Origin of the sequence: Schinkia azotoformans LMG 9581, from assembly GCF_000307855.1 — a bacterium.
In the GTDB taxonomy this organism is placed as follows: domain Bacteria; phylum Bacillota; class Bacilli; order Bacillales; family Bacillaceae_J; genus Schinkia; species Schinkia azotoformans.
Genome location: NZ_AJLR01000124.1, coordinates 78,271 through 92,929, shown reverse-complemented (window position 1 = coordinate 92,929; position 14,659 = coordinate 78,271). Strand labels below are relative to the sequence as shown.

Annotated in this window: 14 protein-coding genes; all 14 read right to left on the bottom strand. The window is 38.2% G+C overall.

Going from position 1 to position 14,659, the window contains the following annotated elements:
* Positions 1-76 precede the first annotated feature (76 nt).
* Positions 77-1,465: an aspartate kinase gene (locus tag BAZO_RS15100; RefSeq protein WP_003332498.1), complete on the bottom strand. Its 1,389-nt coding sequence runs from the start codon at positions 1,463-1,465 to the stop codon at positions 77-79.
* Between the two features lie 146 nt (positions 1,466-1,611).
* Positions 1,612-2,433 carry a sporulation transcription factor Spo0A gene (spo0A, locus tag BAZO_RS15095; protein WP_211208564.1) on the bottom strand — a complete coding sequence of 274 codons (822 nt, stop codon included), beginning with the start codon at positions 2,431-2,433 and terminating at the stop codon, positions 1,612-1,614.
* A gap of 178 nt (positions 2,434-2,611) precedes the next feature.
* A complete protein-coding gene (gene spoIVB / locus BAZO_RS15090) occupies positions 2,612-3,910 on the bottom strand; it encodes a SpoIVB peptidase (RefSeq protein ID WP_003332496.1) in 1,299 nt (432 codons plus the stop codon).
* A gap of 151 nt (positions 3,911-4,061) precedes the next feature.
* Positions 4,062-5,765: a DNA repair protein RecN gene (gene recN, locus BAZO_RS15085; RefSeq protein ID WP_003332495.1), complete on the bottom strand. Its 1,704-nt coding sequence runs from the start codon at positions 5,763-5,765 to the stop codon at positions 4,062-4,064.
* A 35-nt stretch (positions 5,766-5,800) separates the two neighbouring features.
* Entirely contained in the window at positions 5,801-6,250 is a 450-nt protein-coding gene (gene ahrC, locus BAZO_RS15080) for a transcriptional regulator AhrC/ArgR (RefSeq protein WP_003332493.1), read from the bottom strand.
* Positions 6,251-6,347: 97 nt separating this feature from the next.
* The gene (locus BAZO_RS15075; protein WP_003332491.1) at positions 6,348-7,175 is read right to left on the bottom strand and encodes a TlyA family RNA methyltransferase; all 828 of its coding nucleotides are present in this window, start codon (positions 7,173-7,175) and stop codon (positions 6,348-6,350) included.
* A 4-nt stretch (positions 7,176-7,179) separates the two neighbouring features.
* Positions 7,180-9,084 carry a 1-deoxy-D-xylulose-5-phosphate synthase gene (gene dxs, locus BAZO_RS15070; protein WP_003332490.1) on the bottom strand — a complete coding sequence of 635 codons (1,905 nt, stop codon included), beginning with the start codon at positions 9,082-9,084 and terminating at the stop codon, positions 7,180-7,182.
* Positions 9,085-9,099: 15 nt separating this feature from the next.
* Complete coding sequence (locus BAZO_RS15065; RefSeq protein WP_003332489.1) at positions 9,100-9,696, bottom strand: hypothetical protein; 597 nt, start codon at positions 9,694-9,696, stop codon at positions 9,100-9,102.
* 687 nt (positions 9,697-10,383) lie between these two features.
* Positions 10,384-11,211: a polyprenyl synthetase family protein gene (locus BAZO_RS15060; protein WP_003332488.1), complete on the bottom strand. Its 828-nt coding sequence runs from the start codon at positions 11,209-11,211 to the stop codon at positions 10,384-10,386.
* Between the two features lie 54 nt (positions 11,212-11,265).
* Positions 11,266-11,508 (bottom strand): exodeoxyribonuclease VII small subunit, encoded by a 243-nt coding sequence (locus BAZO_RS15055; protein WP_003332487.1) that lies wholly within the window; start codon positions 11,506-11,508, stop codon positions 11,266-11,268.
* Positions 11,505-12,857, bottom strand: coding sequence for an exodeoxyribonuclease VII large subunit (gene xseA, locus BAZO_RS15050; RefSeq protein ID WP_003332486.1), 1,353 nt, complete (start codon positions 12,855-12,857; stop codon positions 11,505-11,507). The genes BAZO_RS15055 and xseA overlap by 4 nt, the downstream gene beginning before the upstream one ends.
* Complete coding sequence (gene folD / locus BAZO_RS15045) at positions 12,854-13,714, bottom strand: bifunctional methylenetetrahydrofolate dehydrogenase/methenyltetrahydrofolate cyclohydrolase FolD (RefSeq protein WP_003332485.1); 861 nt, start codon at positions 13,712-13,714, stop codon at positions 12,854-12,856. The genes xseA and folD overlap by 4 nt, the downstream gene beginning before the upstream one ends.
* A 19-nt stretch (positions 13,715-13,733) precedes the next feature.
* The gene (nusB, locus tag BAZO_RS15040) at positions 13,734-14,129 is read right to left on the bottom strand and encodes a transcription antitermination factor NusB (protein WP_003332484.1); all 396 of its coding nucleotides are present in this window, start codon (positions 14,127-14,129) and stop codon (positions 13,734-13,736) included.
* A gap of 119 nt (positions 14,130-14,248) precedes the next feature.
* A complete protein-coding gene (locus BAZO_RS15035; protein WP_003332483.1) occupies positions 14,249-14,650 on the bottom strand; it encodes an Asp23/Gls24 family envelope stress response protein in 402 nt (133 codons plus the stop codon).
* Between the last annotated feature and the right edge of the window lie 9 nt (positions 14,651-14,659).

Below are 14,659 nucleotides of genomic sequence, written 5' to 3'. Positions count from 1 at the left end.
GTTCGCCGTGTTTCCTTTATCTCAGTCGATGTGCTCCAGTTTATACGTCGCTGAACGGGCGCTTACGCTTTTCTAATTATCTTAAAACTAATGGAAGCTCCTCTTGATTGGCCGCTTCTGTAAAAAATTCATTATATAACGCCACAACAGCTTTAGGTGCATCTGACTCTGCAACGGCAAACATCATACTTACCTCTGAAGAACCTTGGTTAATCATTTCAATATTAACCCCTGCACGAGCAAATGCAGCTGTAGCTTTTGCTGAAATACCAACGTAGCTTGTCATGCCCTCGCCAACAACCATAATCATTGCTTGGTTATGGCGAATAGAAATTGTATCCACATTCAATTCTGTTTTAATACGGTCTAATACACGTTGTTCTTTTTCATCACATAATTGATTTTCACGAAGGATGATGGAAGTGTCATCAATGCCTGAAGGCATATGCTCATAAGAGATCCCTTCATCTTCTAAAATTTGCAATAAACGACGACCAAAACCAATTTCTCTATTCATTAAATATTTGCTTACATAGATACTGCAAAATCCTGAATCACTTGCAATTCCTGCAACTGGGTCTTTTGAGAAGTCCCTTTCAGCAACAATGAAAGTACCGGGTGCAGAAGGGTTATTCGTATTTTTAATGCATACTGGGATACCAGCACGGAAGGCTGGAATTAAAGCCTCATCATGGAAAACTGAAAAACCAGCATAAGACAACTCACGCATTTCTTTATATGTTAATTCCTTAATTTCTTTTGGATCATCAACAATATTCGGATTTGCTACAAAAACTGAGTCAACATCGGTGAAATTCTCATATAGCTCTGCATCTACCCCTGCGGCGATGATGGAACCAGTAATATCTGAACCACCTCTAGAAAATGTAACAAGGTTTCCTTCAGGTGAAAATCCAAAGAAACCTGGTACAACAATGACTTCATTCCTGCCCTTTAATTTCTTAAGGTTTTCATATGTTTCAGGTAAAGTCTGTGCATTTCCTGGATCATCTGTTACGACAATCCCCGCATCTTTAGGGTTTACATACGAAGCGGCTACACCAGTTGAATTTAAGAAAAACGCAAAAAGCTTTGCACTATTATCTTCACCGCTGGCTTTTAAACCATCCATGAAGCGGTCTGTATTTGTTTGATCAGCTTGAATTAATTCATGTAAATTCGTTGAAATTTCATCGATAATCTCATTTGATAAGTTAAGGTTTTCAGCAATTTCCTTATAGCGATCAACAATCGCCATAAGCTTATCATCTGTATTTTCACCTTTGAGACAGCTTTCTCCCAAAGCAATTAATAAATCTGTAGTTTTTGTATCTTCTTTAAATCTTTTCCCTGGAGCAGAGACAACGATTATTTTTCTATTTTCATCTGCTTTTACTATATTTGCTACTTTAATTAATTGTTCAGCACTTGCCATAGATGTTCCGCCAAATTTTGCAACTTTCATTCTCTCTAACCACCTATTAAATAAAATTAATACTATGTCTTCATATTTCTCTAATTTTAACGTGTATGCACAAATACTTCAATAATTATTCTTAAAATTCATACAGTAAATGTAAAAAAAAAGGGCTGTCTTTTGACACCCCTGAATTAAGAAGCCATATGTTCTAATCTTAATTTATCTGCAACCATGGCGATGAACTCAGAGTTCGTCGGCTTGGCTTTTGACATACTTACTGTGTAGCCAAATAGATTCGAAATGGAGTCGATATTGCCGCGACTCCAAGCCACTTCAATCGCATGACGAATTGCCCGTTCAACACGGCTTGCCGTTGTATTATATTTTTTCGCAATATCCGGATATAAAACTTTAGTAATCGACCCTAAAAGTTCGATATCACTATAAACCATTGAAATTGCTTCACGTAGATATAAGTATCCTTTAATATGTGCCGGAACTCCAATTTCATGGATAATACTTGTGATATTGGCATCAAGACTTTTAGCCTTTGGCTCCACCGCTGATCTTGTAACAACAGGGCGCTTAACAAATGTAGTCGCTTTCCCTGAAACTTGACGAATATGATTTACAAGGTTTTCCATATCAAATGGTTTTAATATAAAGTAAGAGGCACCAAGTTCCACTGCTTTTGTTGTAACATCCTCTTGACCGAACGCTGTTAGCATAATTACATTTGGAAATGATGATTTATTTAAGTCACGCATTCTTTCTAAAACGGCCAAACCATCTAAATGAGGCATAATAATATCTAGGACAAGCACATCCGGATCATATTCCTCTAACAAGTTCAAGCATTCCTGTCCGTTATATGCTACCCCAATTACTTCTATATCATCCTGATTGGATAGGTACTCTTCTAAAAGCGAAACTAATTCGCGATTATCATCTACTAAACAAACCTTTATCTTTTTATGCACAAAAATTTCCTCCTCAGTTACGTTATCCTCAATTCCATTGTAACTGAAAGATTCGACAATGCAACGTAAAATCCTTTTAAAATTTAAAAAAATAATAAAAATTCAGCATTATCTTTACATTTCTTCATTATACTCTTTTTTTCGACTATTTATGATATTTGACAATAGACAAAATAGAACTTTGTCGAAATATGTCGAAAAAGCGAGCTATTTAGCTCGCTTTTTTATCCTCTTCTTTTGCCGTATCTGCATAAATATTAATTCCCGCCTCATTTAGCATCCATTCAATATGAACACCATATCCTGAAGTTGGGTCATTTACAAAAACATGTGTTACGGCTCCGATAATTTTGCCATCTTGTATAATCGGACTTCCACTCATTCCCTGAACGATTCCGCCCGTCTTTTCAAGCAAGGCAGGATCGGAGATTTTTATGACCAGCCCCTTGGTAGCCGGGAATTTTTGCGGAACTGAGCTGACAACTTCCACATCGAATTCCTGGACTTTGTCTCCTCCAACTACTGTTAAGATTTTAGCCGGTCCCTCTTTCACCTCGCTTGATAAAGCGATCGGTAGGGGAGTATCCATTATTCCGTTTTTAATTCCCTTCGATAATTCACCAAATATACCAAATGGACTGTTTGTTTTAATGTTGCCAATGATATCTTTTTCATTAGAGAAACGTGCCAGTTTTTCACCTGGGCTTCCATTAGCCCCTTTTTCGATTGATGTAACGGTAGAACGGACAATTTGTCCATCATGAACAACAATCGGCTTTTTCGTATCCATATCGGAAATGACGTGGCCAAGTGCCCCATATTTCTTGGAGCCGGGATGGTAAAAAGTCATTGTACCAATTCCGGCAGCCGAATCTCTTATAAATAAACCCATTCGGTATTTTTCTTCACTTTTTGCTTTAATCGGCTTCAGTTCAGTTTCAAACTTCTTTTCGTCTCTCATCACTATTAATTTTAATACTTTCCCATTTTTACCCGCATCTTCAACAAATTCTGTGACATCGCTCATTTGTTGGATTGGCTCATTGTTAATTTCCATAATAATATCTCCAACTTTAATTCCTGCATCTTCACCTGGAGATTTAGGTCCTTGTTTTGTTTCGATAAGGTGATGGCCCACAACTAAAACGCCAAGTGTATTCAGTTTAACACCTATCGATTGGCCGCCTGGAATGATTTTTAAGTCAGGCAGTATTTTTATATCAACATTTTTTACAGGAAAGTCTGCCATTTCTAACAACATATTCTCTTCACCGCTTTCTTCTCCTTTTATAGAAAGCGTTTTTTCGCCATTTTCAGCTATTGAATAAATGGCATTTTCTTTTGTTTGTGAAAAGACAGGTAATGATGTTACATTTGCTTCTTGTCCTTCAAAAAGAGTGATTTCTTTTGGTATAGAAACATACTCCTGAATTGGTTTAAGGAAGCCAACACCAATTAAAAGAACAAGGAGAATTAAACCAACTATTTTTCTAATCAAATCTAGCTTCAATCATTTCACTCTCCTCGCTCCTATCCCACACCATAACGCATCACAACATAACGCATGTTTATATGGTTACAGTTATAATTTTGCCCTCAGACATCGTATTTATAACTTTATAAAATGAAAAAAAGCTATCCTAGTTTGGATAGCTTTAACTTTATTCAGTAGAGGCCCTTACTTTCATTTGATTTGCCAATTGCAGCAATTCACTTGCATGCTGCTTTGTTAAATCGGTAATTTCCACCCCTGAAATCATTCGGGCCACTTCTTTTACTTTTTCTTCACTTTGTAATTCTGAAATCGATGTAACCGTTCTGTCTCCTTTTGTTTCTTTGGAAATATATAGATGTGCATCTGCCATTGCTGCTACCTGCGGCAGATGGGTTATGCATAAAACTTGCGAACCATTTGAAATTTTGTATATCTTTTCTGCCATTGATTGAGCCACTCGGCCGCTGACACCTGTATCCACTTCATCAAAAATGATGGAAGTAATGCCTTGATGTTTAGAAAAGATACTTTTTAACGCCAGCATGATTCTTGATAATTCGCCACCGGAAGCAATCTTTGTCAAAGGTTTTAGCGGTTCTCCCGGGTTCGTTGAGATTAAAAATTCAACCTTATCAATACCTGTCGATAAAAATTCAGGTGGGTCAGGCAAGGCAAATTGAATATCGAAAACGGTCTTTGCCATATAGAGATCTTTTAATTCTTTATGTATTTCATGTTTTAATTTTTCAGCAATTTGCTTTCTAATTTCCGATAAGTTTTCAGCCTCTAATTGTAGGTCATTTTGGATCTCTTTGATGTTTTTTCGTAATCGGTCTAAATGAACTTCACGATTTTGGATTTGATCGATCTCATCTTCAATTTTAGCTGCATATTCTAAAATATCTTCAACTGTTTGTCCGTATTTTTTCTTTAAAAATCGAATTTCATTTAAGCGTGTTTCGATAAAGTCCAGCCTTTCAGGGTCAAATTCCAAAAGATCAATTTGGTCTCTTAAAGACGATGTGGCTTCTTCGAGTAAATAAAAACTGCTGGAAATGTTTTCAAATATTGCTTTTAATTTATCATTTAGAGAAGAAACATTCTCCAATTCACTCATGGCAAGTCCTACCCAATCCAAGCCCTGCTGTTCCCCGGATAATGCTTTATAGCTTCTGGTAACGGAGGTATGAATTCTTTCAAAATTCGAAAGCTGGCTTTTTTCATTTATTAAAGTCTCTTCCTCACCCGGCTCTAACTCCGCATTTTTAATTTCACTTAGCTGAAATTGGATTAAATCCAAGCGGTGCGCCATTTTTTGCTCGTTTTCTGTTAAGCCCTTTAGCTGTTTCTTTAACTTTAAAAATTGATTATAAAGCTGTTGATATTCTTCAATCGCAGGTACAGTTCTTTTTTCATCAAACTGATCAATCATCGGTAAATGGCGTTCTGAATTCATTAAATCCTGATGCTCATGCTGACCGTGAATATCAATTAATGTTCGTCCTATTTCACGAAGAATTCCTAAAGTAACGAGCTTACCATTAATCCTACAAATACTCTTTCCATTTGTTAATATATCCCTATGTAAGACAACCATACCATCCGAGATGTCGATGCCTAACTCCTTCCCTTTCTCTATGCACGGATGATTATCATTATCTAATAAAAACAATCCTTCAATTTCAGCCTTATTACAGCCAAACCGTACGAATTCAGACGATCCTCTGCCCCCGGCTACTAGACTGATTGCATCAATAATAATTGATTTTCCAGCTCCTGTTTCTCCAGTTAATACAGTTAATCCTTTTTGGAAAGAAACCCCGAGTGATTCAATTATCGCAAAGTTTTTAATGGACATTTCTGCTAACATTTTTGTTACACTCCTAATTCGAATACACTCTTCAATTAAAGCATATCCAGAAAACGATTTGAAATTTCCTCCGCAGCATCGGCTGTTCTACAAATGATTAGGATCGTGTCATCTCCACCAATCGTTCCGACTATTTCATCCCAATCCAAATGGTCAATTAATGCCGCAATTGCATTCGCATTTCCTGGTAACGTTTTCATAACAATAAGGTGTCCGGCTGAATCTATTTTTACAAATGCATCTATTAATGACCTTTTCAGTTTTTGTAATGGATTAAAGCGTTGATCAGCTGGCAAACTATACTTATACCGTCCATCTGCCATTGGGACTTTGACAAGGTGTAGCTCCTTTATATCCCTTGAGACAGTTGCCTGCGTTATATTATATCCTTGATTTTTTAAAATTTCGACAAGCTCATCTTGTGTTTCGATATCATTGTTTGAAATAATTTCTCTAATTTTTATATGTCTTTGTCCCTTATTCATCTAAAAAAACACCACCTTTTATGCATTTTTCTACATATTATTATGTTAAACGATTTTTCCAAAAATAAAAAGGATAACATTTGCTTGTTACCCTTTTTCACGATTGTTCTTTAAGTGTTTCGTGGGCATCCTGAACAATTTTTGCAGCATCTATAGCGGTAGATTGTTGTCCTTTTTCATCACTATCCCAATTTAGGTGTAATAAAAACTCGATGTTCCCTTCACCACCTGTGATTGGCGAGAATGATGCATTCTTAACACTATATCCTATTGCTGTAACAAATTGAATGATGTCCTCTAAAACCTTACTATGAACTTTCCGATCACGGACAATGCCCTTTTTCCCAACTTCATCTTTACCGGCTTCAAATTGCGGTTTCACTAAACAAACGACGTCACCACCATTTGCAAGTATTGTTTTGAGAACCGGCAGGATGAGTTTAAGGGAAATAAACGACACATCAATAGTTGAAAAATTAGGCAATCCATGTGTTAAATCGGCTGGCGTTACATATCGAAAATTTGTTCTTTCCATCACTACTACCCGTTCATCTTGACGTAGCTTCCAAGCTAATTGGTTATAACCAACATCAAGGGCATACACTAGCTTCGCTCCATTTTGCAGCGAGCAGTCCGTAAAACCGCCCGTAGATGCCCCAATGTCCAATACAATTTTATCCTGTAAATTGAGGTCAAATACTTTAATTGCCTTTTCTAATTTTAATCCGCCTCTTGATACATATGGCATCACTTTTCCTTTAAGTTCAAGCGGTGTATCAATCTCGATTCTAACACCCGGTTTATCAATCCGTTCATCTGGTGTAAAAACAAGCCCGGCCATAATTGCTCTTTTTGCTTTTTCCCTCGTTTCACATAGGCCTCTCTCGACCAGTAAAACATCAACTCTTTCTTTTTTAGTGCTCATTCCTTCATGCCCTTTGCTGTTTTATTATACTTTGTTTTTCAAGCAGCTTTTGTACTTTTTCCACTGCTTTTTCCGTTGTTAAGTCTATTTCTTCCAAAAGCTTTGATACGCTTCCGTGTTCAATAAATTTATCAGGAATACCCATCCTGTCAATTTGGGCGTTATGATATTGATGGTCATGAGCAAATTCTAAAACAGCACTGCCAAAACCACCCTGAAGCACAGCTTCCTCAATCGTTAAGACTGGCATACCCGTGCACAATATAGTATGAAGCATGTCTTCGTCAAGCGGTTTTATAAAACGGGCATTGACAACTTTAGCGTTAACGCCAACCTTCATGAGCTGTTTTGCCGCATCAAGCGCCATTTCAATCGTTGTTCCAAACGTAAGAATGGCTGCATCATTACCCTCTTTTAAGATTTCCCACGAACCAATCGGAATTTCCTTACATTCATCATCCATTGCCACACCAAGTCCATTCCCACGTGGAAAGCGTAGTGCGATTGGTCCATCATCATATTGGACAGCTGTATAAACCATATGTTGCCCTTCATTTTCATCCTTTGGCATCATAATGACGATATTAGGGATATGTCTTAAAAAGGCAATATCATAAACTCCTTGATGTGTTTCTCCATCAGCACCAACTAGACCGGCACGGTCAATTCCAAAAATCACATTTAGCTTTTGTCTGCATACGTCATGAACTACTTGGTCATAGCCCCGTTGTAAAAAGGTAGAATAAATCGCTAGGAACGGTTTAAACTTTTGAGTAGCTAATCCTGCAGCCATCGTTATGGCATGTTGCTCGGCAATTCCGACGTCAAAAAAGCGCTCGGGGAATTCCTTAGCGAATTCCATCAGTTTGGAGCCCATTGGCATTGCTGGGGTAATCGCAACAATCCGTTTATCTTTTCTTGCCAATTTTAAAACAGCATCACTGATAACTTTACTCCAGGCCGGAGCGGCAGAAACCGGTTGGACTCCTTCACCGGATTCAATCTTATATGGGCCAACACCATGCCATTTTCCTGTCGTATCCAATTCTGCTGGTTTATAACCTTTTCCTTTTTTAGTGATGACATGAACGAGTACAGGGCCTTTTGTTTTTTTAGCATATTGAAATGTTTCAATAAGATTAGTAAAACTATGGCCATCAACAGGCCCCAAATAAGTAAACCCTAATTCTTCAAAAAAGACACCGGAAACAAGCAAGTATTTCAAGGAATCTTTAATTCGTTCTGCCGTAGCAGCGACCTTACCGCCAATGGCCGGAATTCTTTTCATTAAATACTCTAATTCATCTTTGACCCATTGGTATTTCCCGGCAGTTCGGAGTCTCCCTAGAATATTATGCAAAGCTCCAACATTCGGGGCAATTGACATCTCATTATCATTCAAGACGACGATAATATCCTTCTTTTCATGACCAATATGGTTTAATGCCTCTAGAGCCATACCACCGGTTAAAGCCCCATCACCAATAATCGGAATAATTTTTTCATCCGTTCCCTTTAAATCCCGGGCAATTGCCATTCCCATGGCACCAGAAAGTGAAGTTGAACTATGACCTGTTTCCCAGACATCATGTTCAGACTCACTCATTTTCGGAAATCCGGACATTCCTTTATATTTTCTAAGGGTATCAAACCCGCTTGCGCGACCGGTAACAATTTTATGAACATAAGATTGATGCCCAACATCCCATAAAAATTTATCATTTGGACTATCAAATACCTTATGGAGGGCTAGTGTAAGTTCTACTACACCAAGATTCGGACCTAAATGACCACCACTTGTAGAAAGCTTTTGAACTAGAAATTTTCTGATTTCTTCAGCTAACTTTTCTAATTGTTCCTCTGAAAGGCTTTTGATCATCTTGGGGTCTTTAATATTTTCTAGGTTCATGATAGCAACTCACTTTCATCTCTTAGCTTTGCGTTTTTTCTGTTCTTTGATTATCGTTATTTTGAATTTATTTTCAAGATGGAATAAAAGCTGTCCAACCTTAAAAATAATTTCGGTTGAATAGCGAATCGCAAATGATTTACCAAATGCTTTTCCACCAACTGTTAGGGCGGCAACAATACTCGTAAACACAACTGATATTATATATTGAAAAGCTGAATCTTCGCTATACCCAAAACCTGTTGCGATTTGGATGATGACAAGTGCAGATGCAGTTCCACTGATAATACCAGAAATATCCCCAATTACATCATTACAAAAGTTAGCAAATCGATCAGCATTTCTCGTTATTAATATGGCCTGTTTTGATCCGTTGACTTTTTTTGAAGCCATCGCATGAAATGGCGTTTCATCAGCTGCCGTTGAAGCAATACCCAGTATATCAAAAAAAATACCTACTAGGACAATGACCAAGACAAGCAGCATGCCTATTCCCCATTTTACACCACTTAGCATAACAGTTGAAATAATTGAAAAAATAGCCGCTAACACAAATGTGATAACGGCAACACTTAAACTAAAACGTATCGATTTATGTATCAATTCTTTCATTAACTTCTTAATCCCCTTTAAGGACTCTAATCATGTATATGTATGGGGAGTGGTCATATATTGGGTAAAAACTGCGGCTTAGGTCCAGTAGGTTTTCCCAAGTAAGTACCAAGTGTTGCCACTATGGCGGTTTCCCTTTGAACCTACCTTAGCTGTGTCGCCAGCAGCTAGACTGGATTACCACTTAGTCCGCACTATAATCCCCATTATATGTCAATGTTGAACAGTCTAGGAGTTTTCCTCTACAGCCTTTAACTAATTCCTAGCCTCTTTTGCAGAGCAGATTTCATATGGACTCATTTCTAAAGGTCTGAGTGGCCTACTCGTGAACCCTAGCTTTTCCCATAATCCCCTCTAACTCCACTCAAGGCAGGCTACGCTGCTTACATTGCTTCCCGCATTGCAAAAACAGGTTCATACCCCATCCCATAGGAATTTGATTTAACAATAACCTACGAAAATGGGCCTCCGCGGAAGAAGGGTCAACGCCCACATGCCTTTGTGGATCGCCCTTCGACCTTAACTCCCAGCATCAACCCAAGGCTGGGCGCCTCAAGCCAACACAAGGAACTTCATCGATGTGCCCTTTAGCGGATTTTTAGGCCCGCCTTCAGAATTAGTAGACTGACTAGAATACTGCACCACTCCAATTGTTACTATGTATTTTACCATAAAGCTTACAAATCCTCAATGATCACGGTTAACAATATAGTCTGCTATTTCAAGCAATAAATCAGACTCAACATTTGCTTTTTCTAACCACTCTTTAGCTGATGTTAGGTGATCATTGCACTTATTCTTTGCACCTTCTAATGTTAGTAATTTTGGGTATGTGCTCTTGTCTTTACCTACATCGCTGCCTACTGGCTTGCCAATTTGCTTTACATCCCCTTCAATATCTAAAATATCATCTTTGATCTGAAAGGCTAGACCAAGATGTCTCGCAAATTGATCAAGACATTCTTGCTGATCCTTAGAAGCACCTGCAATGATTGCCCCAGCAACAACCGCAAATCTAAGTAATTTTCCAGTTTTATGTTCATGAATATATTCGAGTTCCTCTACATTTAAATCTTTTTGTTCACCCAACAAATCAGCGACCTGTCCACCAACCATACCACTTGGTCCAGCAGCTTGGGCTAGAAACGCGATAATATTAGCCTTTAACGTATCGGAAAGTTCCTTCGATTTCGCGATAATTTCGAAGCTATGTGTGAGGAGTCCATCACCCGCTAAAATCGCAACAGCTTCTCCGTAAACCTTGTGATTAGTCGGTTTTCCTCGGCGAAGATCATCGTCATCCATACTAGGTAAATCATCATGAATCAAAGAATACGTATGAATCATTTCAAGCGCACAGGCTACGTCAATCCCCAATTTTTCATCCTTACCAAAGGCATGTAATGTTGCAAATAAAAGAATAGGACGGAGCCTTTTACCACCGGCGTTTAAAGAATAAATCATAGATTCCTTAATAATCTCCGGGGCCTCAATCTTTTCGATGCAGGATGGCATAATCATGTCCACCCATTGTTTTTTTTTCTTTTAAATAATTGCTTAGTAACTTGGTCATGCTTCTCCCCCATCTTCTTCTAAAACAAATGGCTTCATTTCTCCATCTTCTTCGAGAATTTGCTCCATTTGTTTTTCTACTTGTTGAAGTTTATCATGACAGATTTTCGACAAGCCCATCCCTTTTTGGAAATATACAATCGCAGCTTCTAAAGGTACATCTCCTTCTTCAAGCTTTTCCACAATTTCCTCGAGGTCTTTCATTGCTTGTTCAAAACTTAATTTTTCTTCTTCACTCATTTATTTTCACTCTCCTCTATACCCCACACCTGACAATCAAGACTGCCATCTGTTAAACGAACTTTTATTGTGTCACCTGGTCCAATTTGGTTAATCGATTTAACAAGCTTTTGCTTTTCATTATAAACAAGACTATAACCCCTCTCCATCACTTTTAATGGATTTAAAGCATTTAGCGTTGTCACTGTATTACTAAGCTGCAACCGTTTTTCATTCATTCGTTTCATTGCCGCCCGTTCCAGCCCGCGAATAAGACGCTCTAAGTGTTCGTTTTCTCGGCTAATTTGGGCAGCCGGATGGGATTTCTTTAATCTTGCTTTCAGCTGGATAAACTTATCCTTTTTCGTATCAAGCTTGCGGGTCATTTCTTTAGAAAGCTTATCAAGCAACCTGTCCAGTTCTTGCTCCTTTTGATTGACAAGCTGTCTTGGATAGCGGAAAGCATATGACTTTTGCAGATGCTGTAAGGTTTTTTTCCGAGCAGCTATTCTTTCATTCATGGCTCTGATCATTCTACCCTTGGTCACTGCTAATCTTTCTAGCAATTCTTCAAGGTGAGGAACCGCTAGTTCCGCTGCTGCAGTTGGAGTTGGCGCCCTTAAGTCAGCGACAAAATCAGCAATTGTAAAGTCTGTCTCATGTCCTACTGCCGAGATGATCGGAATAATTGATTCAAAAATGGCCCTAGCCACTATTTCTTCATTAAAGGGCCAGAGATCCTCAATTGAGCCACCACCACGACCAGCAATAATCACATCAAAATCACCAACCAGATTGGCTTGTTGAATCGCCTTCGTTATCGAAGCTGCGGCTTGTTCCCCTTGAACCAAAACTGGAAGGATTGTAACCCGGGCAATGGGGTAGCGCCGCTTAAGGGTCGTTAAAATATCTCTAATCGCTGCACCTGTTGGAGAAGTAATAACACCGATGTGCTCCGGAAACTTCGGGATCACTTTTTTCTTTTCCTGGGCAAACAGTCCTTCAAACTCAAGCCTTTTTTTCAGTTCTTCGAAGGCTAAATAAAGATTGCCAATTCCGTCAGGCTGCATTTCTTTAGCATAGATCTGATATTGTCCATATGCTTCATAAACAGTTACTTCACCGCGAATGAGCACCTTCATACCGTCTTCAGGTTTAAACTTTATATAACGATTATCACCAGCAAACATGACACCTTGAATCCGAGTATTTTCATCCTTTAGTGTGAAATACATATGTCCACGGCTATGCCATTTGAAATTAGAGAGCTCTCCTTTAATCCAAACCTCTTGCAAATGTGGGTCCGTATCAAACTTTCTTTTTAAATAGCGGGTTAATGCGGTAACCGTTAAAAATTTTTGCTCGGTCATGAACGAACTCCAATTTTTTGTTTTGCTGATTCAATTGTATTGTATAAAAGCATTGTAATCGTTAATGGACCGACACCACCTGGTACAGGTGTAATGTAGCTTGCTACTTCAAGTCCTTCATCAAAGATAACATCCCCACATAATTTCCCAGTTTCCAAACGATTTACTCCGACATCAATGACAACAGCGCCTTCTTTAATATGATCCTTGCCGATGAAATTTGCTCTACCAACAGCAACAATAAGAATATCAGCTTGAGTCGTGATTTCTTTAAGGTCTTTTGTTCTTGAATGGCAATATGTAACAGTAGCATTTTCATTTAAAAACAGCTGTCCAACCGGTTTACCAACGATATTACTGCGTCCAACAACAACAACATGCTTGCCTTCAATATCGATATTTTGCAATTGGACCATTTTTAAAATTCCAAACGGTGTACATGGAAGAAATGCTTTTTGACCAGTCATCATTCTACCCACATTAATAGGGTGAAATCCGTCAACATCCTTTTCAGGCGAAATTCTTTCAATGACCTTTTTCTCTTCAATATGGTTAGGTAAAGGCAATTGCACTAAAATCCCATGAATCGAATCATCGTTATTTAATTCGTCGATCATGCCAAGAAGTTCTTCTTCCGTTAATGTAGCCGGTACTTCAATAGAACGATTATAGATGCCAACTTCCTCACAGCCTTTTTTCTTACCCTTTACATAGGAATGGGAAGCAGGGTCATCCCCAACTAATATTACGGCTAAACCTGGGGTTACGCCTTGACTCTTGAGTTTTTCTACTTCTAATTTCATTTCCTCTCTAAGCCTAGTGGCTATTTCTTTTCCACTTATAATTTTCGCTGTCATTTAAAACTCCCCCTAAAAATTATTTTTGCGCTAATTTATTTTTAATTTTCGATAGTACACTGTTAATAAATTTACTTGAAGTATCATCACCGAATTTTTTGGCTAACTCAATCGCTTCATCCATTGAGACACTATAAGGAATGTCCTCCAAGAAAATCAGCTCATATGTAGCCATTCGTAAAATGGAGCGGTCAATATTACCTAATCGTTCAATTGTCCACTTTTCTAAATTTTCGCTTATATGCTTGTCTATTTCAATGAGATTTTTTGTTGTTCCTATAACAAGATCCTCTAAAAACGGATCACTTTCATCATCTTCTAATGTGTAGCGGATAGCTTCAATAGGTTCAATTTGGCTTCGATCTATTTGGAATAACGATTGTAACGCCTTTTCCCTTGCTGTTCTTCTTTTCATAAAATAACTTCCTTTCAACAGTATAGAAAGATGATACCATAAACTGACACAATTTTTAACAATGCTAAAAAAAAGCCAAGGAGATATTCCCCCTGACTTTATTATTGACTATGAATTTTTTATAAATCCAGCTCTTCTTCCTCAGTTTTCTGTTCAAACTGTACGCCAACGACATGAATATTGATTTCGTTGACCTCAAGAGCAGTCATGTTTAGTAAAGCTTGGCGAATATTATCTTGAATTCTTTTTGCAACATCTGGAATAGAGACTCCAAATTGCATTACAACATAGACATCAATGACAATACCTTCTTCTCCAAGTTCAACCTTAATTCCTTTGCCATGCGACTTGCGTCCAAGTTTTTCTGCAACACCTGTAGCGAAATTCCCTCGCATAGAGGCCACACCTTCTACTTCTGCGGAGGCAAATCCAGCGATAACCTCAATAACCTCAGGGGCAATTTCAACTTTTCCAAGACTCGTAGAGTGCTCTGTCATATCAATCAATTGATTTTCAGACATTAAAACAGC

Excerpts from the sequence above, each read along its gene's own strand:
- BAZO_RS15100 (WP_003332498.1), bottom strand. The coding sequence starts at position 1,465 with ATGAAAGTTGCAAAATTTGGCGGAACATCTATGGCAAGTGCTGAACAA.
- recN (WP_003332495.1), bottom strand. The coding sequence starts at position 5,765 with ATGTTAGCAGAAATGTCCATTAAAAACTTTGCGATAATTGAATCACTC.
- ahrC (WP_003332493.1), bottom strand. The coding sequence starts at position 6,250 with ATGAATAAGGGACAAAGACATATAAAAATTAGAGAAATTATTTCAAAC.
- BAZO_RS15075 (WP_003332491.1), bottom strand. The coding sequence starts at position 7,175 with ATGAGCACTAAAAAAGAAAGAGTTGATGTTTTACTGGTCGAGAGAGGC.
- dxs (WP_003332490.1), bottom strand. The coding sequence starts at position 9,084 with ATGAACCTAGAAAATATTAAAGACCCCAAGATGATCAAAAGCCTTTCA.
- BAZO_RS15065 (WP_003332489.1), bottom strand. The coding sequence starts at position 9,696 with ATGAAAGAATTGATACATAAATCGATACGTTTTAGTTTAAGTGTTGCC.
- BAZO_RS15060 (WP_003332488.1), bottom strand. The coding sequence starts at position 11,211 with ATGCCATCCTGCATCGAAAAGATTGAGGCCCCGGAGATTATTAAGGAA.
- BAZO_RS15055 (WP_003332487.1), bottom strand. The coding sequence starts at position 11,508 with ATGAGTGAAGAAGAAAAATTAAGTTTTGAACAAGCAATGAAAGACCTC.
- xseA (WP_003332486.1), bottom strand. The coding sequence starts at position 12,857 with ATGACCGAGCAAAAATTTTTAACGGTTACCGCATTAACCCGCTATTTA.
- folD (WP_003332485.1), bottom strand. The coding sequence starts at position 13,714 with ATGACAGCGAAAATTATAAGTGGAAAAGAAATAGCCACTAGGCTTAGA.
- nusB (WP_003332484.1), bottom strand. The coding sequence starts at position 14,129 with ATGAAAAGAAGAACAGCAAGGGAAAAGGCGTTACAATCGTTATTCCAA.
- BAZO_RS15035 (WP_003332483.1), bottom strand. The coding sequence starts at position 14,650 with ATGTCTGAAAATCAATTGATTGATATGACAGAGCACTCTACGAGTCTT.